The sequence below is a fragment of the Mesorhizobium sp. LSHC420B00 genome (assembly GCF_000503055.1).
Classification (GTDB): domain Bacteria; phylum Pseudomonadota; class Alphaproteobacteria; order Rhizobiales; family Rhizobiaceae; genus Mesorhizobium.
Window position 1 is genome coordinate 20,722 of sequence record NZ_AYVY01000010.1, and the last position, 23,289, is coordinate 44,010.

Below are 23,289 nucleotides of genomic sequence, written 5' to 3' on the forward strand. Positions count from 1 at the left end.
TCATGTTCTTCTCGGACCAGCTTGGAGCGCTTTCGGAATTTCGCCGGGTTCTGCGCCCCAACGGCTGGACTGCAGTTAGCGTGACGACGACGCCAGAGCGTTCTTTGTTCGCCAGAATAGGTGCGGTAATCGCCCGCTATGCCCCTGAGAAAGCTGAAAAGCTAAATCGCTTCTTTTCCATCCCTGACGCGACGTGCTTGCACAGCTTGCTCCATCGCGCCGGGTTTCGAAAGATTGACGTCCAGCTCGAAACGTGGCCCATCAAGTTCTCGTCCTTCGACGACTATTTCAGCGGCATCGCCAAGGGCGCAACATTGAGCGGTCAGGAGTATGTCCAGCTTCCTCCGGATATGAAGCACATCGTGCGCGAGGAGGTCTGGCGCGGGCTAGCTTCGCCGAGCCCTGGAGAGCCGCTGACGATTGAAATGGACGTTCTGATAGGCAGCGGTAGCCGATAGAAGAATGCGCCCGCGGCACGATCCCCGGCAACTCTGTTTGCCGTCACTGAAAATCGAACGCCGACAGTCCCGTCACCATTTCGTCGAGGCCGAGCGGGCGTGTCACCGGTGGCTCGGCGCGGGCGAGGCAGCCGATGCGTTCACACAGCCGGCAGGCAGCGCCGACCGGCGTAGCCGACACAGCGGCGTTCTGTCCGGCCTTGCCGATGGCGGCCGGCCCCGGCAACGCTGCTCCATAGACGATCTCATCGCGAAAACCGATGTCGCAGCCGAGCAGCAGCGCTGTGCGGCGCGGTCGCTCGGCAAACGAGCCCTGCGGGCCTTCGAGCGTGCGGGCGATGCAGAGGAACGCCGCACCATCTGGCATTTCCACGGCCTCGACCAGGATCTGGCCGGGTTGGCCGAAGGTGGTATGGACCGGCAGCTTCGGACAGCCGCCGCCGAAGCGGCTTTGCGGAAAGCCGTGGCTGCCCGCCTTGCGGAAGCGATTGCCGGCACTGTCGACCTCGAGCATGAAGAATGGCACGCCCGACGCACCCGGCCGCTGCAGCGTGGTCAGCCGGTTCGCCGCTTGCTCGAAGGAAACGCCGAAGCGCGACCGCAACATGTCGATGTCATAGCGGGCGCGGACCGCAGCGGCGTGAAAAGGCTGATAGGGCATCATCAGCGCGTGCGCGGCATAGCGGCCGAGCTCGAAACGGGCGAGCCGGCGGGCTTCGTCCGTGGCCAGCTTCAGCGCCTGGATCTCGACAGCGACAGCAACGCTCATGCGGATCAGGCAGGCCTCCATAGCCACCTCGCGCAGCTGATCGAATGGCGACAGGCGCTCGGACAGGAACAGGCGCTGCGAGTGACGGTCATAGCGACGGCGCCAGTTGGGCATGGTGGCGACCGGCAGTACTTTGACGACGACGCCGAATTCACGCCGCAGCCAAGCCTTCAACGCACTGAACAGATCGTCGCCGGGATCGAGCACCGACGTGAATGCCTCGGCTTCCTCTTCGAGCGCGGTAAAATGGTTCGGCCGGCGTTCGAAAATCTCATGCACCTCGTCGATCGGCAGCCGGGCGCCGGAGAGTGCGGTGGCTTTGCCCTCACGCGCGAGCAGCTCGTTGAGATCGGATAGCCGCGCGGCCTGCTCGCGATAGGCGCGAAACAGCTTTATCACAGCGGCGGAAGCGTTGGGCGCCGCCTCGGCAAGCTCGATGAGTTCCTGGTCGCCTGGCAGTTCGCCGGCCAGCAACGGATCTGAAAACACTTCCTTCAAATCGGCGACCGAACCCCTCGCCTCGCCCTGCAATTCATGTGGGTCGACCTTGTAGACGGACGCCAGTCTCAGGATCAGTTGCACCGTCAACGGCCGTTGGTTGCGCTCGATGAGATTGAGATAGGACGGCGAGATGCCGAGCCCTTCGGCCATCGCCGTCTGGGTCAGGCCCTTGGCGTTGCGGATGCGACGAATGCGCGGCCCGGCAAAGATTTTATGGTCGGCCAATCGACTGTCCTTGACAAGAATTTACATCCGCTGATGGCGTGGCGGCGTTTACAATCATGACAAATTTACAGCTCTCATCAGTCAAACACAACACAGGTTTTCTCTTATTTTATGGCCAATTTCGGAGTTTGTCTCGCTTGCCTAGTGCCGACATGTAAATGATGTCACGCACACGGCGCACATATTCCTTCTGTACGGCGTTTCCGAAACCGGCATTAAAGCCAGCCTGGAGTGACCAATGACCGATTTTTACAACCTTGTCCCGTCGGCGCCCCAAGGGCGCTTCGATGGCATCGAACGGCCGTATTCGCCAGAGGACGTGAGACGGCTGCGCGGCTCGGTGCAGATTCGGCAGAGCCTCGCCGAAATGGGGGCAAACCGGCTGTGGCAGCTCATCCATGAAGAGGATTTCGTCAACGCGCTCGGTGCCATGTCGGGCAACCAGGCAATGCAGCAGGTGCGGGCCGGGCTGAAAGCGATCTATCTGTCGGGATGGCAGGTCGCCGCCGATGCCAACACCGCTTCCGCCATGTACCCGGACCAGTCGCTTTATCCCGCAAATGCGGCGCCCGAACTGGTCAAGCGCATAAACCGCACCTTGCAGCGCGCCGACCAGATCGAGACTTCCGAAGGCAAGGGGCTGTCGGTCGACACCTGGTTCGCGCCGATCGTCGCCGATGCCGAAGCCGGCTTCGGCGGGCCGCTCAACGCCTTCGAGATCATGAAGGCATTCATCGAGGCGGGTGCGGCCGGCGTCCATTACGAGGACCAGCTGGCTTCGGAGAAGAAATGCGGCCACCTCGGCGGCAAGGTGCTGATCCCGACCGCTGCACACATCCGCAACCTCAACGCTGCGCGGCTTGCCGCCGACGTCATGGGCACGCCGACGCTGGTCGTGGCCCGCACCGATGCGGAAGCGGCACAGCTCTTGACCTCCGACATCGATGAGCGCGACCAGCCCTTCGTCGATTATGGCGCCGGCCGCACCGCGGAGGGCTTCTATCGTGTCAGCAATGGCATCGAGCCCTGCATCGCCCGCGCCGTCGCCTACGCGCCCTATGCGGACCTGATCTGGTGCGAGACTTCCAAGCCCGATCTGGCGCAGGCCAGGACGTTTGCCGAGGGTGTGCGCAAGCACCATCCCGGCAAGCTGCTTGCCTATAATTGCTCGCCGTCTTTCAACTGGAAGAAGAATCTCGACGACGCGACGATTGCGAAGTTCCAGAAGGAACTCGGCGCCATGGGTTACAAGTTCCAGTTCATTACGCTGGCCGGTTTCCACCAGCTCAACTTCGGCATGTTCGAGCTCGCCCGCGGCTACAAGGAGCGGCAGATGGCTGCCTATTCGGAACTGCAGCAGGCGGAATTCGCCGCGGAAGCCAATGGCTACACTGCCACCAAGCACCAACGCGAGGTCGGCACCGGCTATTTCGACGCCGTCTCGATGGCGATCACCGGTGGCCAGTCTTCGACCACGGCCATGCATGGATCGACCGAGCACGCCCAATTCAGGCCGGCAGCGGAATAGCGGAATAGCAGACAAACAGAGGGAACGCCCAAACGGGCATGACAACACAAGGAGAAGACCAATGGCATCGATAAGCCGCGTCAAGGAACGGGCCGAAGAGCAAGCCACCAGCATGAATGTCGACCAGCAGGCGACCATTCGCATGTTGGCGAACGATCTGCACAGGCTCAATCAGTCGGTGATGAAGGCGGTCGAGGCCGGCGTCTCGGTCGAACTGGTGCGCTCGGCACGTCACCATGGCGGCGATGGCAACTGGGGCGATCTGCTGATCCCGGTCATCGTCACACAGCGGAGCCACGACTAATGAATTCTACCGCACCGCGCCTTTTTGAACGCATGCTATCGCACCTCGCAGGCTGCGGCTCTGCCTAGTCCGGCAGAGCTGCTAATGCAACGATTTCAATGACAAGATCAGACTGAGCAAGCGCTGCAACTCCAATAACTTCCGAGGGCGGCGGGTTGTTGTAGCTGCAGTGCTTCGGGCAGTGCACCGCAAAGAATTCGTCCAAGACGTCCAAGCGGAAATTGGGGGAGCTCAGAACGCCGCCATCGGGAAATGGCCCCTTAACAAAGAAGGTCAGCCGGATGAGATGCTCGAGCGCGCTGCCAAGCTCCTCCAGATCTGATTTGATGTTGGTGAGAACTGCGCGCCACTGTGCTGCCGCGTCGCCAATGGCGCCGCCGCCGCTTTTGCCGATCGGATCGTAGTCCTCGGCCGTCGCGGTATTTCCGGAAAGGTAGACAAACCCCTTTGCGCCGGTAACGACCGTACCCTTTCCCCATGGCATCAACCGGCCGTTTTTAAATTTCTTATGAGTCACGAGTTCCATTGTCATCTCCCGTCGCTCAAAGAGACGTGCTTAGCCAACGAGGAAGGATAGTCCAGCGAGGCGATGCGACAAGCTCGCGACAGACTTGCCTCGCCTTCATCCAACCTGCTTCAATCCGGCTACGGCTGCGAGTTGATGCGTTCGCGCTGCACAGCCAAACTTCGCTGAAGCCTGCCCAGTTGTAATGGCGACTTCTCCTTTCGAGCGGCGGCAAAGAAAAGCACTTAATTTTAATTTTAATGTTTCTTGCGATATTCTCCTGATATGCCATTTCAGCTTGACATGAGCAGCGATCTCACGCCAATTACCTCTCAAGTTTCAACCCTGCATTGAAACACTGAACAACGGCCTGCCCCGCCATGTGCCCAGCGAATCGCGAAATCGAGACTGCAAAGCAGGCGGCGTTCGTTAGCCGGGGCGTGGAGACGCGGATGCTCCCAGATTTCTCGCGGGTGCTGGTGGTCGGAAAATCACCGATCAACCGGGTCGTGGTTTCAAAGATCGTTGAGCGGTCCGGCCTCAAACCGATCTCGGAAACTCCCGAAACCGCGGCAAAGGCCTTGCACGCGCTGATTCCCGGCACTGTCGTTCTCGACGGCGGAGCGGAGAACGGTGACTGCGACGCCTTGCTGTCGGGCATCGATGCGCTGCGAAGGGCGTCAGGCAAATCGCTTCCGTTGGTGATCCTGCTCTCAGTCAAGACCGGCACTCCGGAGACCCTGGGCCTGTCGAGCGTCATCGATGCGGTGGTCGTCAAGCCGATCACCACCGAACGGCTGCAGCCGGTGATCGACCGGCTGGTCGGGCTCGGCCGCAACTGACCTCTACCGCGACGCGTCGACTGCAGACCTGATCAATCAATCTCGCCGATACGCTCGATCAGGCCCGGCAGTTCACCGAGATTGGCTATCTGGCGAAAGCGCGGTGCTGAGACCGGCGGCTCGACATGCTCCAGCACCCAGGTCAGTTCATGCGGCACGTGGATGCCCCAACTGCCGGCTTCGATTGCCGGCACGACGTCCGATTTGAGCGAGTTGCCGACCATCATGCCCTTTTCCGGGCCATCGCCGTAGCGGCTGAAGATCCGGCTATAGGTGGCAGCGCTCTTGTCGCTGACGATTTCGACCGCATGGAACAGCTCGCCCAGTCCGGATTGCGCGAGCTTGCGTTCCTGGTCGAAGAGGTCGCCCTTGGTGATCAGCACCAGGCGGTAGGCGCCGGCCAGCTTTTCCACGGTCTCGCGCGCATAGGGAAGCGGCTCGATCGGATGGCTGAGCATCTCGCGGCCCGCGGCGAGAATTTCGGCAATGGTTGAGGCAGGCACGTGGCCTTCGGTGACCTCGATCGCCGTCTCGATCATTGACAGCGTAAATCCCTTGATGCCGAAGCCGTAGACCGCGAGGTTGCGCTTCTCGACCTCCAGCAATCTTGCCGAAATCCAGTCCTCCTCGGCGTGGTCGGCGAGCAGCGCGGCAAAGCGCTTCTCGGTCATGCGGAAGAACTGTTCGTTCTGCCACAGCGTGTCGTCGGCGTCGAAGCCGATCGTCGTCAGTTTGCAGCTGTGTTGCATTCGGCGTCTTCAATTGCGGCGTTGCGGGACGCCGACCCTAGACCAGGATGTTTTTATCCGGAAGTCGTTGTGTTCCCCCGGTAATCGAGGCGCACGCCAGCCGGCTCCCCTTCCCTTTGGTCGCCGGCAACGGCTATACTCCACAATCTGCAACAAATCTGGTGATTGATGCCGCCTGCAAAAAAGGAAGTCCGTCCGTCGAGCCGCGGAGGACGCGCCCGCACGCCTGCCTTCGTGAAAAACCAACGTGGCGTCAAGAACTGGAAGGAAGTCAGCGCCTGGCTGGAATGGCGCGGCATCGAAGACATCGAATGCATCACGCCCGACCAGGCCGGGGTTGCGCGCGGCAAAATGATGCCGTCGAAGAAGTTCACCTCCAACACCTCGCTTGCCCTGCCTTCGGCGGTGTTCATGACGACGATCTCGGGTGGTTATCCGGAGGACGGCAACGGCTTCCACTATCCGGAGGACGATGGCGACCTCAAGCTGATGCCTGACCTCTCGACGCTGACGGTGGTGCCGTGGGAGGAGGACCCGACGGCGGCGGTCATCTGCGACCTCGTCCACCAGGACGGCCGCTCGGTCGAGTTCACACCGCGCAACGTTCTGAAGCGCGTGCTTGCCGCCTATGACAGACGCGGGCTGAGACCTGTGGTGGCGCCCGAGATCGAGTTCTACCTGGTGCGCAAGAACCCCGATCCGGACTACCCGCTGACCCCGCCAGTCGGGCGCTCCGGACGGCCGATCGGCGGCGGCGCCGGCTATTCGATCGCCGGGGTCAACGAATTCGACGAACTGATCGACGACATCTATCATTTCTCCGAAAGCCAGGGCCTGGAGATCGACACGCTGATCCACGAAGAGGGCGCCGGCCAACTCGAAATCAATCTGCGTCACGGCGATCCAATCGAGCTCGCCGACCAGGTGTTCATGTTCAAGCGAACCATCCGCGAGGCGGCGCTGAAGCACGAGATCTATGCCACGTTCATGGCCAAGCCGATCCAGGGGCAGCCCGGTTCGGCCATGCATATCCATCAGTCAATCATCGACAAGAAGACCGGCAAGAACGTCTTTTCCGCGGAGGACGGCTCGGAGACCGAGGCCTTCTTCCACTTCATCGGCGGCATGCAGAAACATGTGCCGAACGCGCTGGTGATGTTTGCGCCCTACGTCAATTCCTACCGGCGGCTGACGCAGGCGGCCTCGGCGCCGGTCAACAACAAATGGGGCTACGACAACCGCACCACGGCCTTTCGCGTGCCACGCTCCGACCCGGCAGCGCGGCGCGTCGAAAACCGCATTCCTTCCTCCGACGCCAATCCCTATCTGGCGCTGGCCGCATCGCTCGCCTGCGGGCTGATCGGCATGACCAATAAGATCAAGGCCGATCCGCCGGTACTGACGACCGCCAATGAGGATGAGATCGACCTGCCGCGCGGCCTGCTCGAAGCCGTCGACCTGTTCGAGGCCGACGAGGAACTCTGCGCCCTACTCGGCAAATCCTTCGCAGCGACTTATGCGGCGATCAAGCGGGCGGAATTCGAGACCTTCATGGAAGTGATCAGCCCATGGGAGCGGGAGTATTTGCTGCTGAATGTGTAGTAGGAGAGTAGGGCAATATGGCAGTAGGGCAGTTAGGGCAGTAGGGCAGTAGGGCAAGGATGACGGACAAGATCGCATCGTACAGGGATCTGATCGTCTGGCAGCAAGCCATGGACCTAACGGTTGCAATCTCCCAAGTCACAAGGACCTGGCCGAAGGACGAGCTCTACGGGCTGACGGGTCAGGTGCGTCGGGCAGCAACGTCTGTGCCAGCCAACATCGCCGAGGGTTACGGCCGAGAAAGCCGAGCTTCCTACCAGCAGTTTCTCAGGATCGCCCAGGGATCACTCAAGGAACTGGAGACACACCTTCTAATCGCGCAACGGGTTGGAATTACCTCTCGCGAGGCAGTCGAATCATTGATGCCTCACAGCGAGAGCGTAGGAAAGCTCTTGCGGCTTCTCATCCGCAAGCTGTCGGCTGAATAGACACCTACTGCCCTACTGCCCTACTGCCCTACTCCCCTACTCCCCTAGCCGAGCATCATGACTTACCAATCCCCAATCTCCCCCGGCCGCTCCTGGTACGAGGACACGGCCGGACCAAGGCCCGAATATCCGGCGCTCGACGGCGACCGGACATGCGACGTGGTGATCGTCGGCGGCGGCTTTACCGGCCTGTCGGCTGCGGCTCATCTCGCCAAGTCAGGCGCGGATGTCGTGCTTATCGAAACGCATCGTTTCGGTGACGGCGCATCGGGCCGCAATGGCGGCCAGCTCGGCACCGGACAGCGGGCCTGGGCAGAGGAGCTGGAAGCGGAATACGGCTTTTCCTGCGCCAAGGCGCTGTTCGACCTGGCCGAAGAGGCCAAGGCGCATCTCCTCGACTTCGCCGCGGTGCACCAGATCGAGATCGACTATATGCCCGGCCAAATGTCGGTGGCGCACAAAAAGCGCTATGTCGACGACTACAAGGCGCATGCCGAGATCATGGCAAGCCGGTTCGGCTATCCGCACATCTCATTCATGGATGCCGCGGAGACAGCCGAGCGGCTCGGCTCGACGCATTATTTCGGCGGCACCCGCGACACGGGCACCGGCCACATCCATCCGCTGAAGCTGGTGATCGGCACCGCAAAAGTCGCGGCACAGGCCGGCGCAAAGCTTTTCGAGCAGACACCGTCGACCGGCATCACCTCCGGCGGCGGCAAAGTGAGGGTGACGACGCCGAAGGGCACGATCATCGCCGGGAAGTGCTTGATCGGGGTCAACGCCTATGGCGGCACGCTCGAGCCGGTGAGTGCTTCGCATATCATGCCGATCGGCTCATTCATCGGCGCAACGGTACCGCTGGGCGCCAATTCCAAAGTGTTGCCGGGTGGCGAGGCGGTCGACGATTCGCGCTTCGTCGTGCGCTATTTCCGCAAATCGAAGGATGGGCGGCTGCTGTTTGGCGGGCGCGAGATCTACGCAGTCAACGATCCCAAGGACATTCACATCCACATCCGCCGGCAGATCGCCGAGATCTATCCGGCACTGAAGGACATTGAGATCACCCATGGCTGGGGCGGCTATGTCGGCATCACCGTACCGAGAAAGCCGTTCGTGCGCGAAGTCATGCCCAATGTGATCTCGGTCGGTGGTTATTCCGGCCACGGCGTCATGCTGTCCAATTTTTTCGGCAAGCTTTATGCCGAGACGGTCGCCGGCAACCGCGACCGGCTGAAGCTGATCGAGGATCTGAAGATTCCGCCTTTCCCCGGCGGCCGGCGTTTCCGCGCGCCACTGCTCTTTCTTGCGCTCAACTGGTACGCGTTGCGGGACAGGATTTAACCAGGCGTTGCAGAATCCTTAACCAGGGCGCAGAATCCCCGCCAAGGGCGCAGTGATGCCACAATCGCGGGCGAAAGATGATGCTCGTGGGCAGCTGAACGGGGAATTTTTGCGGGCCTGCCCGCTTTTGGTTTGGGAACGATGCCGATCGAAATGCCGGCTCTCCGGCATCGGTCGTCAGAACATCGGCCCGCAAATGGAGGTGGCAAGTGTGAGAGAGCCCTTCAGTTTCGGTGCGCCGGAACGACGGCGCCTTGCGATGCAATTCGGTTACGATATGCGGCCGACGTTCTGGCACGGGGTCCGGTCGAACGCGCATCTCGTGATCGCTGCGCTTGGCACGGCAGCACTGCTCGGCGTTGCCGCAGTGGCGCTGTGGCTGGCCTTGCCGGCCAATGAACGACAGGCGGCGGCGAGCCCTGAGCAGACCGTTCCGACCATTCCGGTCAAGACGACGAAGATCATGCCTTCCAAGGTCGCTGCGGCGCCGCGGACGACGGGCAAGGCCGACGCGGTTTCCCCGGCGGTGGCCGCGGCGGAAGCCGACATACCGGCGCTGGCTCCCAACGATCCCCGCTGGACGGGACCAAAGACGGCATCGGCCGCCGCCACAGCAGCATCCGACCAACTGGCAAGCCAGACCGATCAGGCGGCCGATAAATCGTCTGCTTCGGTGGCATTCGCCGATCCGGCAGCGAAACCCGACGCTGCGGCATTGTTTGCCAAGGTGGCGGCTCCCGGCAGCTCGACGAAAAACACAGGGCCCGACGGTGCGCAGACCGCTGCCATCCCCACACCCAAGCCGCAACTGCCGACGCAGTCCGCGAGCGAAGACGACAACAGCACCAAGGCAAAATCCGGAAAAACCAATACTGCCGGTACCGGACGCATCCTGAGATCCGTCACCATGCGCACCGGCCCAAAGAAGAATGCGGCCGCCATTCTCACCGTGCCGGCCAAGACCTCGGTGCAAGTGATGAGTTGCAAGCAGTGGTGCCAGATCGTCTACAACGGCAAGCGCGGCTGGGTCTACAAGAGCTACGTCAAAACCGGGGCGTAGGACAGACAGAGCGATCGCGGCTCGGATCGCTCGCCATCAGCCGCCTGTCGCCGGATGGCCTAGGGGTTCAAATGCAACGGCCGCCGTCGACTTCCAGCGCCACGCCGGTGATGAAAGCTGCTTCATCCGATGCGAGCCAAAGCGCGGCATTGGCCACGTCAAGCGGCGTCGAAAGCCGGCCGAGCGGGATCGATGCGCGGAACTTCTCGCGGATCTCGGGTGTGTCGGCGCCCATGAATTTCTCAAGCATGCCGGTCTCGCCGGCGACCGGGCACAGGCAGTTGACACGGATGTTCTTTGGCGCGAGTTCCACCGCCATCGATTTGGTCGCGGTGATCGCCCAGCCCTTCGATGCGTTGTACCAGGTGAGACCAGGCCGCGGCCTGATACCGGCCGTGGAAGCCGTCGTCAGGATGACGCCGCCGCCTTGCCGCTCCATGGCCGGCACCACGGCAAGTGCTGCGTTGTAGATTGCCTTCATGTTGACTGACGTGATCAGGTCGAAGGTCGCTTCGTCGACTTCCAGCATGTCACCGTTGCGATGGGTGTAACCGGCATTGTTGACCATGATGTCGATGCGACCGAAGGCGCTCATTGCAGCATGGACCATGTCGTCGAATTCGGACCGCAGCGAGACGTCGGTCTGGGTCCAGATCGCCTTTTCGCCGATCTCGCCGGCGACGCGCTCTGCGTCCTTGGCGTTCAGATCGGCGACAACGACCCGCGCGCCCTCCTCGGCAAAGCGCCTGGCCATGCCCTCGCCAAAGCCCGAGGCAGCGCCGGTGATGATGGCGACCTTGTTTTGGAGGCGCATGCCTTTCTCACTCATCGTTGAAGACGATCGACGACGCGTTTGGCCATGGCCATCGAAAGATGTGTGTCCATTGCCGATTTCTCCTTTGGCTTTCGCCTTGATCCCGCTCTATGCTGCACCTGCGAACGCTCCCGGAAGCATCGCTTGCCGACAAGCCTCCGGCCAGAGCCGGTGTCAAGAGCACACGCGGATGTGACGCAATGACACTGGCAAGTTTAAATCGATTAGATTATATCAGCCGCGTTATCGCGACCGGCGTCAGAGCGGACAGACCATGACCAGCCAGATCATCCCCGTCGACCCTTTCGACTTTATCATTTTCGGCGGCACCGGCGATCTGTCGGAACGCAAGCTTCTGCCGTCACTGTACCACCGGCAGCGCGACCACCAGTTTTCCGAGCCGACGCGCATAATCGGCACATCACGTTCGAAGATGACCGATGAGGAATTCCAGTCTTTCGCCAGGCAGGCGATTGCCGATCATGTGAAACCGGAAGATATCGACGCCACGGAACTGAAAACGTTCCTCGCACGGCTCTCCTATGTCCCGGCCGACGCAACCACAGGTGCCGGCTTCGACAGGCTGAAGAAGGCGATCGGCGACAGCGAACACATCCGCGCTTTCTATCTGGCGGTGGCGCCGGCGCTATTCGGCGACATCTCGCACAAGCTGAAGGAGCACGGGCTGATCACGCCGAATTCGCGGATCGTGCTGGAAAAGCCGATCGGCCGCGATCTCGCTTCGGCGCGCGCGCTCAACGACCTGGTCGGCGACGACTTCCATGAAAGCCAGATTTTCCGCATCGACCACTATCTCGGCAAGGAGACGGTGCAGAATTTGATGGCGCTGCGCTTCGCCAACGCGCTCTACGAGCCGTTGTGGAATTCCGCCAATGTCGATCATGTGCAGATCACCGTGGCCGAGACGGTCGGCCTGGAAGACCGCGTCACCTATTACGACAAGGCTGGCGCGTTGCGCGACATGGTACAGAACCACATGCTGCAGCTGCTCTGCCTCGTCGCCATGGAGGCGCCGTCGTCGATGGACGCCGATGCCGTCCGTGACGAAAAACTGAAAGTGCTGCGGGCGCTGAAACGCATCAACGGCAACGAAGCGCCCAAGCACACGGTGCGTGGGCAATACCGTGCCGGCGCCTCGGCCGGCGGGCCGGTGAAGGGCTATGTCGAGGAACTCGGCAAGAACAGCAACACCGAGACCTTCGTTGCGCTCAAGGCCGAGATCGGCAACTGGCGCTGGGCCAGCGTGCCGTTCTACCTCCGCACCGGCAAGCGGCTGGCGACCCGCGTTTCGGAGATCGTTATCGAATTCAAGCCAATCCCGCATTCGATCTTCGGCGAGAGCGCCGGGCCGGTCTCCGCCAACCAACTGGTCATCAGGCTGCAGCCCGACGAAGGCGTCAAGCAGTTCATCATGATCAAGGATCCGGGCCCGGGCGGCATGCGGCTGCGCCAGATCCCGCTCGACATGAGTTTTGCGCAATCCTTCGACGGCCGCGCGCCCGATGCCTATGAGCGGCTGATCATGGACGTCATCCGTGGCAACCAGACGCTGTTCATGCGCCGCGACGAGGTCGAGGCTGCGTGGAAATGGATCGACCCGATCCAGGACGCCTGGGAAAGCGGAAGGCAAGAGGCGCAAGGCTACACCGCAGGCACATGGGGCCCCTCGGCCTCGATTGCGCTGATCGAACGCGATGGGCGGACATGGCACGAGAGCAATTAGGCGGCGCCTACAACTGGCACGAATTTGCCGGACGCCAGGAGTTGGCGACAGCGCTTGCCGGCCACGTCGCCGGCCGCCTGTCAAAGGCGATCGCCGAGCGCGGCACGGCACTGCTTGCAGTCTCGGGCGGCACGACGCCGGCGAAATTCTTCGCGGCGCTTTCGACCGTTCCTATCGTCTGGGAAAAGGTGACGATAACATTGGTCGACGAGCGCTTCGTGCCGCCCTCGTCGCCGCGCTCCAATGCCGGTCTGGTTGCCGCTAACCTGCTGCAGAACGCGGCCGCCGCCGCGAATTTCGTGCCGCTCTACCACGCTGCGGCAACTATCGCGGGCGCAGCGGTCTCCGACAGTGAGGCGCTGCAAGTGCTGCCCTGGCCCCTCGATGTTGTTGTGCTCGGCATGGGAACTGATGGCCACACCGCCTCGTTCTTTCCGGATGCCGACAACCTGGCAAGATTGCTCGATCCGTCGTCGCAAAGGATCGTGCTTCCGGTTCACGCGGCAAGCGCCGGCGAGCCGCGGCTGACGCTGTCACTGGCGCGGATCATCAATGCCGCCTTCATCGCGCTGCATATCGAGGGCGCGGAAAAACGCACCGCATTCGAGGCCGCGCTTGGAGTTGGAACACGAAAGCCCATTCGCGCCGTGCTCGATGCAACTCAAAAGCCCGTAGAGGTTTTCTGGGCACCCTGATCTCAACTTGGCTGCAGGTCCCGGCAACAGCCGGAAGGTGTTTGCGGGACCTCGCCTGAAAGGACCGACCGCCATGACCGCAAGACGCGACATCGAAGCCATCACCCAGCGCATCCGTGAGCGCTCCAGGCCCGGTCGCGAGGCTTATCTCGGCCGCATCGGCGAAGCCTCGAACCGCACCGCCAACCGGGCCGTGCTGTCCTGCGGCAACCTGGCCCATGGCTTTGCCGTGTGCAGTCCTTCCGAAAAGGTGGCGCTTGGCGGCGACCGGGTGCCGAACCTCGGCATTATCACCTCCTATAACGACATGCTGTCGGCGCATCAGCCTTTCGAGACGTTTCCGGCACTGATCAAGGACGCGGCCCGCGAGGCCGGCGGCATCGCCCAGGTGGCCGGCGGCGTGCCCGCGATGTGCGACGGCGTAACCCAGGGCCAGCCCGGAATGGAGCTGTCGCTGTTCTCGCGCGACGTGATCGCCATGGCCGCGGCGATCGGCCTGTCGCACAACATGTTCGATGCCGCCGTCTATCTCGGCGTCTGCGACAAGATCGTGCCGGGGCTGGTGATCGCGGCGCTGACCTTTGGTCATCTGCCGGCGGTCTTCATCCCGGCCGGGCCGATGACGACCGGCATTCCGAACGACGAAAAGGCCAAGATCCGCCAGCTCTATGCCGAGGGCAAGGCGGGGCGGGCCGAACTGCTCGAAGCCGAATCCAAATCCTATCACGGGCCGGGAACCTGCACTTTCTACGGCACCGCCAATTCCAACCAGATGCTGATGGAGATCATGGGCCTGCACACGCCTGGCGCCTCGTTCGTCAATCCGGGCACGCCGCTGCGCGACGCGCTGACCAGGGAAGCGACCAAGCGGGCGCTGGCGATCACAGCGCTCGGCAACGCCTACACGCCAGCCGGGCGGATGATCGATGAGCGCTCGATCGTCAACGGTATCGTCGGCCTGCACGCCACCGGCGGTTCGACCAACCACACCATCCATTTGATCGCCATGGCGGCGGCGGCCGGCATCGCCATTACCTGGCAGGATATTTCCGACATCTCGGAAGCGGTGCCGCTGCTGGCGCGGGTCTATCCGAACGGCCTTGCCGATGTGAACCACTTCCACGCCGCCGGCGGGCTCGGCTTCCTGACCCGCGAACTGCTCGACGCAGGCATTTTACATGAGGATGTGCAGACGGTGTGGGGCGAAGGGCTGCGCCCCTACGCGGTCGAGGCCAAGCTCGGCGCCGATGGCGGCGTCGTGCGCGAGGCCTCGCCGCGCCAGAGCGGCGACGAGAAGGTGCTGGCGCCGTTCAAGAAGGCGTTCCAGCCGAGCGGCGGGCTGAAAGTGCTTTCAGGCAATCTCGGCCACGCCGTCATCAAGACATCGGCGGTCAAGCCGGAGCGGCGCATCATCGAGGCACCGGCCAAGGTGTTCGACAGCCAGCAAGGGCTGAACGAGGCGTTCAAGGCGGGGTCGCTGACCGGCGACTTCATCGCCGTCATTCGGTTCCAGGGCCCGAAGGCCAACGGCATGCCGGAATTGCACCGGCTGACCACCGTGCTCGGCATCCTGCAGGACCGCGGCCAGCATGTGGCGCTGGTTACCGACGGGCGCATGTCGGGTGCCTCCGGCAAGGTGCCGGCGGCGATCCACGTGACGCCGGAAGCGGCGGAGGACGGGCCGATCGCCAGGATTCATGACGGCGATATTATCAGGCTCGACGCCGAGGCCGGAACGCTCGAGGTGCTGGTGCCGGCCGGCGATTTCGCACTGCGCCGGCCCGCGGACAGCGACCTCATAGGCAATGAATTCGGCTTCGGCCGGGAGCTCTTCGCCGGGTTCCGGCAGATGGTGGGCCGCGCCGACCATGGCGCGAGCGCCTTCGGCGTGGCGTGACTTTTTCGGCCATGAGGAAGAGCGGCTGGTGGCCGCTCTCCCTTGGATCTATTGAACCGTCAGCTCGGCTCGCGCGCCGGCCCTGACCGTTACCGCGCCTTCCTTCGAGCTGCTGTCCGACTTCTCCGAAACCAGCGCGTAGTCGCCAACCGACAAGGTGGCCTGATACTTCTGGTCATAGGCGTAGCCGACCGACTTGCGGGTTCCATCGATGTTCTTCTTGGCCTCGAATATCTCGATCTTCGAGGCCCCTGGCGCGGTGATCGCCAGCACGCCGGCGTTCATGGCGATCTTCAGATCCTGATGTTCGCCAATTTTGACACTGAACGGCTGCTCGGCCACCGCGAGATCGACGGTCGCGACCATTACATAATCGTCGGGCGGCAGATCGAACTTGCTGTCGGGGCCGTAGGCATAGGTCACCTCCTGCCTGGTCCCGCCGATGTCCTTTTTCGCCTGGAACACCTTGAAGCCGACGCCAGAACCCTCGGCCTTGTCGCCACCGGCAGCATAGTAGGCGTTGGCGACGACATGCCCGACGCCGACGATGATATCCTTGTCGATGACCCTGCCGGCGGCAAGCGGGACCGTCTCGGTAACCACGCCCTGGCCGATCGTGACGGTCACCTTCTCGTCGCCGGCCGGCAGCACGACTTTCGTGTCGCCATAGTAGATCGGAAGAGCACACGTCTGANCAGACGTGTGCTCTTCCGATCTGCCCGCCTCCAGATTGCCCTTGTAGGCGCCGTATTCGGTGGCGACGGGATCGCCGCGCGTGCCGTCGGAATTCGCCTTATAGATCTCCCAGGCATTGCCGTCGGTGACGGGATCGCCACCTTCGGCAAGCACGACGGTGGGCACGAAATTGGACTCCGCCGGCTGGGCAGGCGCCGGCTGGGGAGCAGGCTGCGGGGCGGCAGCCGGTTCAGGAGCGAATGGCGGCGGCGCAACGGTCTCGACGAGGGCATCCTGCAATGCCTTTTCATCCGATGCTTCGATATATTTGCCGCCGGTGTTATCGGCCAGGCAGGCGACCTGCTTGCCTTCGGCAGCCGTCAGGCCAAAGCCGACGACATCGACGGTGAAGTCGATGCCGGCAGCCTCAAGCTCCTTGCCGAGCGCACAGGGATCGCCGCTGCATGTCTCGATGCCATCGGTGATGAGAACGACCGTCGCCTTGTCCTCGGTGTATTTCAATGCTTCCGCCGCTTGCTTGACAGCGGCGGTCAGCGGCGTCTTGCCCTGAAATTTCAAGCTGTCGGCCGCGGCTGAGATCGCACTTGCCGAGCCTGCCTGCGGCGGCACGATGAGTTCGATGTCGTCGCAACTGGCCTTCTCGCGATGGCCATAGGCCATGAGGCCGATTTCCTCATCGGCCGGGACCGATTGCAGCACGTTCCGCAGCAATTGACGGGCGATTTCGAGCTTGGGCTTGCCGTCGATCTGCGCCCACATCGAGCCGGAGGCATCGAGAATGACGATGACGCGATCGGCGGCGAAACCGAACCCCGTCGTCCAGAGCAACAGGGCCGCCGCAGCGACGCTCCGCACAAATCCCGCCATCAAAAATCTCCCCCGTCAGTCGCCGCCGCTCGGCGCCGGAACGCTATTTGACGCCGCGTCGCGACACAAGCCCGGACGGAGTACGAAGCTGCGTCGCCTCTCTGCCAAACCCTCAATAGGTCGTGCGGCGTTCCTCGGAAGGCGGCCGGCCGAATTGCAGCCGGTAGCTCTGGGCAAAATAGGAATGCGAGGTGAAGCCGGTGGCGATTGCCACGTCGAGGATCGGCATGTTGGTCTGGCGCAGCAATTCGCGCGCCCGCTCGAGCCTGAGCCGCATGTAATAGCGCCCGGGCGTCACACTGAGATGGCGCAGGAACAGGCGCTCGACCTGGCGCACCGACAGGCCCGCCGACTTGGCGAGCTGCACCGCCGACAGCGGCTCGTCGAGATGGTCGGCCATCAGCTCGACGATGCGGCGCAGCTTCTCCGACTTGCCGGTCAGGTCGCGTTCCGGGCCGACGCGCTGGCGGTCCCCGGCCGAGCGGATGCGCTCATGCTGGAACTGGTTGGCGACGCCATTGGCAAGACTCGAGCCGAAATCGCCGCGCACGATTTCCAGCATCAGGTCGATCGAGGTGGTGCCGCCGGCGCAGGTGTAGCGCTTGCGGTCGATCTCGAAGACGTTGCCGGTGCAGTTGATGTCCGGAAAGCGTTCGAGGAACCCGGCGCGGTTTTCCCAATGGATGGTGCAGCGATAGCCATCGAGCTGGCCTGCTTCGGCAAGCAAATAGGAGCCGACCGAAAGCGCGCCGAGCGCATTGCCGCGCCGGCCCCAGCTGCGCAGCGCCGCCAGCACCTTGCTCTTGCCGGGAAATTCCGTCGTCAGCCCGACCGAGACGAAAAGGATATCGACCGGCGGCAGATCGACAACGGCGTAGTCGATCTTGAGCGGCAGGCCGTTGGAAGCCATGACGGCATCGCCGTCGGCCGACACCGTCGTCCAGCCATAGAAATCGCGGCCGAGCAGCCGGTTCGCCGACCGGAACGTGTCGATTGCCGCGGCCAGCGAGAACATGGAGAACTTGTCGACCAGCAGAAACCCGAACTGCCGGCCGCCCTGAACGGGATCATTGGTGACCGGCCGTTCTAAGGGAACAGTGAGGTTCGGCAAGGACGCTGCTCTCTGGTCAGAAGGAAGGCCGTTTCAACCCGGCTGCGAGGTAGGCGGAAGCTAGCGTGTTGGCCATCAGCATGGCAATGGTCATCGGCCCGACGCCGCCAGGCACCGGCGTGATGGCGCCGGCCGCCTTCGCTGCTTCGGCAAACTCGACATCGCCGACGAGGCGGGTCTTGCCTTCACCCTTTTCAGGTGCGGCGATGCGGTTAATGCCGACGTCGATGACGGTGGCGCCAGGCTTGACCCAGTCGCCGCGGACCATTTCAGGCCGGCCGACGGCTGCGACCAGAATATCGGCGGTGCGGGCAAGCGCCGGCAGGTCCCTGGTGCGGCTGTGTGCGATGGTGACCGTGCAGTTGGCGGCAAGCAGTAGATTCGCCATCGGTTTGCCGACGATGTTCGAGCGCCCGACGACGACCGCATTGAGGCCGGACAGATCCTTGCCGCGCACCCGTTCGATCAGCAGCATCGAGCCGGCCGGCGTGCAAGGCACGAAGGCGGTCTCGAGCTCGCCGGTGCCGAGCTTGCCGACATTGATGAAGTGGAAGCCGTCGACATCCTTCTCCGGCGCGATGGTCTGGATGANGCCGGCGGGCGTGCAGGGAACAAAGGCGGTATCGAGTTCACCGGTGCCGAGCTTGCCGACATTGATGAAGTGGAAGCCGTCGACATCCTTCTCCGGCGCGATGGTCTGGATGACTTTGCCGGCATCGATATGGCCGGGAAGCGGAAGCTGCACCAGGATGCCGTTGATGGCCGGATCGGCGTTGAGCTGGCCGATGATCTTCAACAGGTCCGGCTCGGAGGTCTCGGCCGGCAGCGTGTGCTGAACCGAATAGAAGCCGCATTCCTTGGCGGTGCGGGATTTGGAGGCGACATAGACCTGGCTCGCCGGATCCTCGCCGACGATGACCACCGCGAGGCCGGGCTGCCGTCCGCCCTTTTCCGCCAGTTCGGCGACCAGGGCCTTGACCCGCCGCACCACGTCTTCGGCGACGCTTTTTCCGTCAATCAACTCAGCCATGAACCACCCTCGACGCCGATCGCCTAAGCCTGCCGCGTTAAAGCATCCCCGCGGCGTACTCCAGATACCTTTTATGCATGTCGTTGCCCAGAACCATGCGCAGCCGGGCGGACATGCAGCGCGGCATTTTCACGAAAATCGAGCCGGGCAATCCCGTCAATGCGCCGTCCCATGCCGCTAACTCGAAACCGGCATGTTTTATTCGACGCTTAGAAATAGCGGCGCGTGCGGTTTTCGGTGAGCTCGCGAACCGCTTCGCGGAATTCACGCAGGCTGGCACGGATTTCCTCGATCTGGCTTTGCTGATCGGCGGCTTCCGAAACCTGATTTGCCTCCTTCGACCAGGCCTGAGTATAGGCCGAATGCTGCGGCGTGGGTTGCTGCGGATAAGGTGGCTGTCCGGCATAGAGCGGCTGTAGATCGAAGGCAGGCGGCATCGCTGCGCCGGAATTTGTCGCGGCGGAAGTCTCGCCGGACGCCATCTCCTCCGGCGCTCTGCCGGGCATGAGCCTGCGCAGCGCCGACAACACGGTACCGATCGGACGCCGACGCGCTGCCCGGTACGCTTTGTCCTCAGCGGGACCGGCATCGCGGCCGCCAAGGGAGCCAGCGGGGTCGAACAATACATCGGCAGCTGCAGGCTCTTCCGTCAGTATGGTGCCGGCCTCCGGCCCATCAGGACGGAGCTGGCTTGTACCGGCGGCTGCCAACAGGATCGGACTGGCACGCGCCTCGCGGCGCGACCGGGCGAGACGATGGCGTGTGGCGGCATCCTCGCGCCATGACGGGCCTGCACGGTCCTCTGGCGAAACCAGCGATGCTTCGTCCTCGTCGCGCACTGCCTCGACGAGCGACAGCAAAGACCGCTCGTTCCTCCAGTGTTGACGATTATCCCTGTAAGCCATGGTTCCTGGAGCTTTCCCCTAGGGCTGGGACGTAGCGACCGTCCACTGGTTAAGCGATGCTAAACAGGCATAGGAAATAAAAGGTTAATTTGGTCGGCTGAGAGACCTCGTTTCCCGCCTTAAGACAATGCCATCGAGTTCGTCGCCCACGATTGGTCGATCACTCGAAAAATGGCGGGATGTCGGTTAAGGGTTCATGAAGTCGCCCTCTTGAACACCGTCAGAATTCGGGGGAGGCTATCCGTATGATAACGCCAGACACTCCGTTTGCGCTGATGCTGGAGATGCACGCTGTGCTCTTCGGAGTTCCGGTGCTTAGTCTGCTGGCAGGGACCGCAATCCTTGCTTTGATACGCCGATGGCGCTTTTCTTCAGGGGCCGTGGCGGCTTGCAAGATGGCTATGGGAGTCGGCGTCGTGGCCGTGGCAGTTGTGCTTGGTTGGGGAGGATTTCTTGTCGGCTTTGGTGCGCTGTTGGAGAATCCAGGCTATCGCTCCCACCTCGTCTGCAATCCCTGTTTTTAGTCTGGGATGGGCCGAACCTGGCCGTCCAGAGTGATCGGGTCAGGACTGACCGAGCCCGATCAGGCGGCGAAAGCGGCGACATAACCCGGCCCCTGATCAAGGTCCGAGAGGGGCTTCCCCGTCCGTCCACGAACGTCTATGGCAAAGCCAACCATTTCGAATGGAGAGCTTCGATGACGATCAGGCTTGTTCTCGCCGGTTGCGGCAATATGGGCTACGCCATGCTCTCCGGCTGGCTGAAAGCCGGCAAGCTCGCTCCGGCTGCGGTGTTCGTGGTCGAGCCCAATGCCGAGTTGCGCAAGCGTGCCGAAGCACTGGGCTGCGGTGCTGCCGCGGATGTCGGCGCCATACCGGCCAACGCCGTGCCGGCCCTCGTCGTCATGGCGGTCAAGCCGCAGGTGATCCGCGACGTGACGGCTGGCTACATCCGCTTCAACGATGGCCGAACCACTTTCCTCAGCATCGCCGCCGGGACACCGGTCGCCACGTTCGAAGGCATTCTCGGCGACCGCGCGCCGATCGTGCGCTGCATGCCCAACACGCCGGCGGCAATCGGCAAGGGCATGATGGTGGTGTTTTCCAACAGGCTGGTTTCCGAGGACACCAAACACCTTGTCGCCGGTCTGCTTTCGGCGAGCGGGCAAGTGGCCGACATTGACGACGAGGGCCTGATGGACGCGGTGACGGCAGTCTCCGGATCCGGTCCAGCTTATATCTTCCATTTCATCGAAGCGCTGACGGTGGCCGCCGAGAAGGCTGGCCTGCCGGCCGGGACTGCCAAGCTCTTGGCAATGCAGACGGTCTACGGCGCCGCATCGCTGGCCGCCGAAAGCGGCGAGGAGCCCGGCGTGCTCAGGCAGCAGGTGACCAGCCCCAACGGCACCACGGCTGCGGCCCTTGCAGTACTGATGGGCGAGGACCGGCTGACACGCCTGCTCACCGAGGCGGTGGAAGCGGCGCGGCTGCGGTCGGTAGAGCTGGGGAAGTAACAGCTGTCGAGGCGTGGGTCGGCCGTGCGTTTCAGGGGCAATAGCAAACGCTCTGTAGCGATCCTTCGCGCCCCCCTCTGTCCTGCCGGACATCTCCCCCACAAGGGGGGAGATTGGCAGTTTGGGCGCTCCGCTCACGAACTGCGATGTTGGAGATTGGCGAAAGCCGGCGTGACGTCCGATCTCCCCCCATGTGGGGGAGATGTCCGGCAGGACAGAGAGGGGCGCTGTCCCGCCGACGTCAAAGTTTCTGCACCGCACCTAACCCGCCCCATACAGCATCTCGTCCTGCAGCCGGCGCAAGGCGAATAGCCTGGTCGTCGGGTCGGGCGCGGCATTGTCGGCGGTGAGCAATTCGCCTTTCCTCACCGGTTTCAGCACCTTGCCGCCTTCGAGCAGGCCGACGGGCACGGCGTGGTGGGCGCGAGCCTCCTCGACGGTCATGGTCCAGGAGCGGTAGCAGGTCTCGCCGATCGCGTCGAACGTCTCGCCTGCCGCCAGATCGCGCTTGGCCACGGCGCAGACCTCGGCCACCGGCCTCGGCAGCGGCACCATGTCGGGCTTGCCGTAAAGCGCGATACGGGCGGCCGTCAGCGGCACTTCCAGCGAGGTCAGATGGTAGGGCCTGAAGAAGCTGTAATAGGGGCCGTGGCCGATATGCAGATCGTCCATGCGCTCGATGATCCGCGGATGAGTCGCCTCGACGATGACGAAGACACCGGGCGCCACGCCCTTGCCGACGGTATAGTCGACAACGCCCTTCTTCGCCAGGATGCCGCCCTGCTCGCGCGGGATCAGCACCTTGACCAACTCGTCACGGTCGGCCTTGGGGCCGTGCATGCCGGGAACGTCGGGTACCAGCCCAGTGGCGTTGGCGATGGCGCACATCTCGACCATGGTTTTCGAGCCGTCGACGAACTCGACCAGCATGCGCGGATTCATGTTGCGGCGCAGCGCTTCCTCCCGGTAGTCGTCGGGAACGGCGCCGTGGTTGAGAGGGTTGTTCTTGCCCTTGCCGGCGGAGACGATGGTGTAGCCGAGCGCCGAGGCGAACTCGATCAGCTCCATGCAGCTCGACGGTTCGTCGCCGGCACCGACCGAATAGACGACGCCGAGCCGGTCGGCCTGCTGCTTGAGGTAGCAGCCAATAGTGACGTCGGCCTCGACATTCATCATCACCAGATGCTTGCCGTGCTGCATCGCCATCAGGTCGAAATCGGCGGCGACGCCGGGCTTGCCGGTGGCATCGATGACAACATCGATGAGCGGATTGGTGACCAGCATCTCGTTCGAGGTGATTGCGATCTTGCCGCTCTCGATCGCTTGGCTGACCTTCGAAGCGCTGTCCGCTTCGGCTGCCATTGCCTCGTCGCCNTGCGATCTTGCCGCTCTCGATCGCTTGGCTGACCTTCGAAGCGCTGTCCGCTTCGGCTGCCATTGCCTCGTCGCCATAGGCGATGCGGATGGCGTCACGCGCTGTATGCGGCCGGCGGGTCGAAATCGCGCAAACCGAAATGCCCGGCATCAGCATGCCTTGTGTCACCAGGTCGGTGCCCATCTCGCCCGACCCGATGACACCGATGCGCACCGGGCGGCCTTCCGCCGCGCGCTTGGCAAGATCCCGGGCAAGCCCGGTCAAGGCGACATTGGTCATGCTGGAAACGTCCACTGCTTTTTTGATTTGAAGCGGGAATAGCAGGGA

20 protein-coding genes and 1 pseudogene are annotated in these 23,289 nt (G+C 62.8%); 12 read left to right on the top strand and 9 right to left on the bottom strand.

The genetic code is table 11. From position 1 onward, the window contains the following. Positions 1–2: 2 nt before the first annotated feature. Positions 3–458: a hypothetical protein gene (locus tag X760_RS73735; protein ID WP_023719399.1), complete on the top strand. Its 456-nt coding sequence runs from the start codon at positions 3–5 to the stop codon at positions 456–458. A 43-nt stretch (positions 459–501) separates the two neighbouring features. On the opposite strand, the gene X760_RS55575 is transcribed toward X760_RS73735, so the two are convergent. Beyond that, a complete protein-coding gene (locus X760_RS55575; RefSeq protein ID WP_023719400.1) occupies positions 502–1,953 on the bottom strand; it encodes an XRE family transcriptional regulator in 1,452 nt (483 codons plus the stop codon). Positions 1,954–2,191: 238 nt separating this feature from the next. Here X760_RS55575 and aceA point away from each other — a divergent pair, with 238 nt between their 5' ends. Together aceA and X760_RS55585 are read left to right on the top strand one after the other, a co-directional pair. Continuing rightward, positions 2,192–3,481: an isocitrate lyase gene (aceA, locus tag X760_RS55580; protein WP_023719401.1), complete on the top strand. Its 1,290-nt coding sequence runs from the start codon at positions 2,192–2,194 to the stop codon at positions 3,479–3,481. A 61-nt stretch (positions 3,482–3,542) separates the two neighbouring features. Continuing rightward, entirely contained in the window at positions 3,543–3,785 is a 243-nt protein-coding gene (locus X760_RS55585) for a hypothetical protein (protein ID WP_023719402.1), read from the top strand. Between the two features lie 64 nt (positions 3,786–3,849). On the opposite strand, the gene X760_RS55590 is transcribed toward X760_RS55585, so the two are convergent. After that, the gene (locus X760_RS55590; protein ID WP_023719403.1) at positions 3,850–4,311 is read right to left on the bottom strand and encodes a RidA family protein; all 462 of its coding nucleotides are present in this window, start codon (positions 4,309–4,311) and stop codon (positions 3,850–3,852) included. A gap of 431 nt (positions 4,312–4,742) precedes the next feature. Between X760_RS55590 and X760_RS55595 the strand changes: the two genes are divergently transcribed. Beyond that, the gene (locus tag X760_RS55595; RefSeq protein ID WP_156948085.1) at positions 4,743–5,132 is read left to right on the top strand and encodes a response regulator; all 390 of its coding nucleotides are present in this window, start codon (positions 4,743–4,745) and stop codon (positions 5,130–5,132) included. Positions 5,133–5,164: 32 nt separating this feature from the next. Here the strand turns inward: X760_RS55595 and X760_RS55600 are convergent, their stop codons facing one another. Next, positions 5,165–5,881 carry an HAD family hydrolase gene (locus tag X760_RS55600; protein ID WP_023719405.1) on the bottom strand — a complete coding sequence of 239 codons (717 nt, stop codon included), beginning with the start codon at positions 5,879–5,881 and terminating at the stop codon, positions 5,165–5,167. Positions 5,882–6,049: 168 nt separating this feature from the next. Between X760_RS55600 and X760_RS55605 the strand changes: the two genes are divergently transcribed. From X760_RS55605 to X760_RS55620, 4 genes are all read left to right on the top strand, one after another. Continuing rightward, positions 6,050–7,483 (top strand): glutamine synthetase family protein, encoded by a 1,434-nt coding sequence (locus X760_RS55605; RefSeq protein ID WP_023719406.1) that lies wholly within the window; start codon positions 6,050–6,052, stop codon positions 7,481–7,483. Positions 7,484–7,542: 59 nt separating this feature from the next. Further along, positions 7,543–7,911 (top strand): four helix bundle protein, encoded by a 369-nt coding sequence (locus X760_RS55610; RefSeq protein WP_023719407.1) that lies wholly within the window; start codon positions 7,543–7,545, stop codon positions 7,909–7,911. Between the two features lie 57 nt (positions 7,912–7,968). Then, the gene (locus tag X760_RS55615) at positions 7,969–9,255 is read left to right on the top strand and encodes an FAD-binding oxidoreductase (protein ID WP_023719408.1); all 1,287 of its coding nucleotides are present in this window, start codon (positions 7,969–7,971) and stop codon (positions 9,253–9,255) included. A 259-nt stretch (positions 9,256–9,514) separates the two neighbouring features. Beyond that, the gene (locus X760_RS55620; RefSeq protein WP_245278604.1) at positions 9,515–10,315 is read left to right on the top strand and encodes an SH3 domain-containing protein; all 801 of its coding nucleotides are present in this window, start codon (positions 9,515–9,517) and stop codon (positions 10,313–10,315) included. Between the two features lie 67 nt (positions 10,316–10,382). Here X760_RS55620 and X760_RS55625 read toward each other — a convergent pair whose 3' ends face one another. Beyond that, a complete protein-coding gene (locus tag X760_RS55625) occupies positions 10,383–11,129 on the bottom strand; it encodes an SDR family oxidoreductase (protein WP_023719410.1) in 747 nt (248 codons plus the stop codon). A 274-nt stretch (positions 11,130–11,403) separates the two neighbouring features. Between X760_RS55625 and zwf the strand changes: the two genes are divergently transcribed. From zwf to edd, 3 genes are all read left to right on the top strand, one after another. Further along, on the top strand, positions 11,404–12,873 hold the full coding sequence (gene zwf / locus X760_RS55630; protein ID WP_023719411.1) for a glucose-6-phosphate dehydrogenase: 1,470 nt from the start codon (positions 11,404–11,406) through the stop codon (positions 12,871–12,873). After that, positions 12,855–13,568: a 6-phosphogluconolactonase gene (pgl, locus tag X760_RS55635; protein WP_023719412.1), complete on the top strand. Its 714-nt coding sequence runs from the start codon at positions 12,855–12,857 to the stop codon at positions 13,566–13,568. The genes zwf and pgl overlap by 19 nt, the downstream gene beginning before the upstream one ends. A gap of 73 nt (positions 13,569–13,641) precedes the next feature. Then, on the top strand, positions 13,642–15,465 hold the full coding sequence (edd, locus tag X760_RS55640) for a phosphogluconate dehydratase (RefSeq protein ID WP_023719413.1): 1,824 nt from the start codon (positions 13,642–13,644) through the stop codon (positions 15,463–15,465). 48 nt (positions 15,466–15,513) lie between these two features. Here edd and X760_RS55645 read toward each other — a convergent pair whose 3' ends face one another. From X760_RS55645 to X760_RS79105, 4 genes are all read right to left on the bottom strand, one after another. Further along, positions 15,514–17,028, bottom strand: coding sequence for a VWA domain-containing protein (locus X760_RS55645; protein WP_023719414.1), 1,515 nt, complete (start codon positions 17,026–17,028; stop codon positions 15,514–15,516). 112 nt (positions 17,029–17,140) lie between these two features. Continuing rightward, on the bottom strand, positions 17,141–18,139 hold the full coding sequence (locus X760_RS55650) for a GlxA family transcriptional regulator (RefSeq protein ID WP_023719415.1): 999 nt from the start codon (positions 18,137–18,139) through the stop codon (positions 17,141–17,143). Positions 18,140–18,155: 16 nt separating this feature from the next. Next, positions 18,156–19,169 (bottom strand): bifunctional methylenetetrahydrofolate dehydrogenase/methenyltetrahydrofolate cyclohydrolase, encoded by a 1,014-nt coding sequence (locus tag X760_RS55655; RefSeq protein ID WP_023719416.1) that lies wholly within the window; start codon positions 19,167–19,169, stop codon positions 18,156–18,158. Between the two features lie 209 nt (positions 19,170–19,378). After that, positions 19,379–20,029 carry a hypothetical protein gene (locus tag X760_RS79105; protein ID WP_023719418.1) on the bottom strand — a complete coding sequence of 217 codons (651 nt, stop codon included), beginning with the start codon at positions 20,027–20,029 and terminating at the stop codon, positions 19,379–19,381. Between the two features lie 742 nt (positions 20,030–20,771). Between X760_RS79105 and proC the strand changes: the two genes are divergently transcribed. Next, complete coding sequence (proC, locus tag X760_RS55670) at positions 20,772–21,587, top strand: pyrroline-5-carboxylate reductase (RefSeq protein ID WP_023719420.1); 816 nt, start codon at positions 20,772–20,774, stop codon at positions 21,585–21,587. 261 nt (positions 21,588–21,848) lie between these two features. Here proC and X760_RS55675 read toward each other — a convergent pair. Next, positions 21,849–23,241: pseudogene (locus tag X760_RS55675) on the bottom strand (NAD(P)H-dependent oxidoreductase). Positions 23,242–23,289 lie beyond the last annotated feature (48 nt).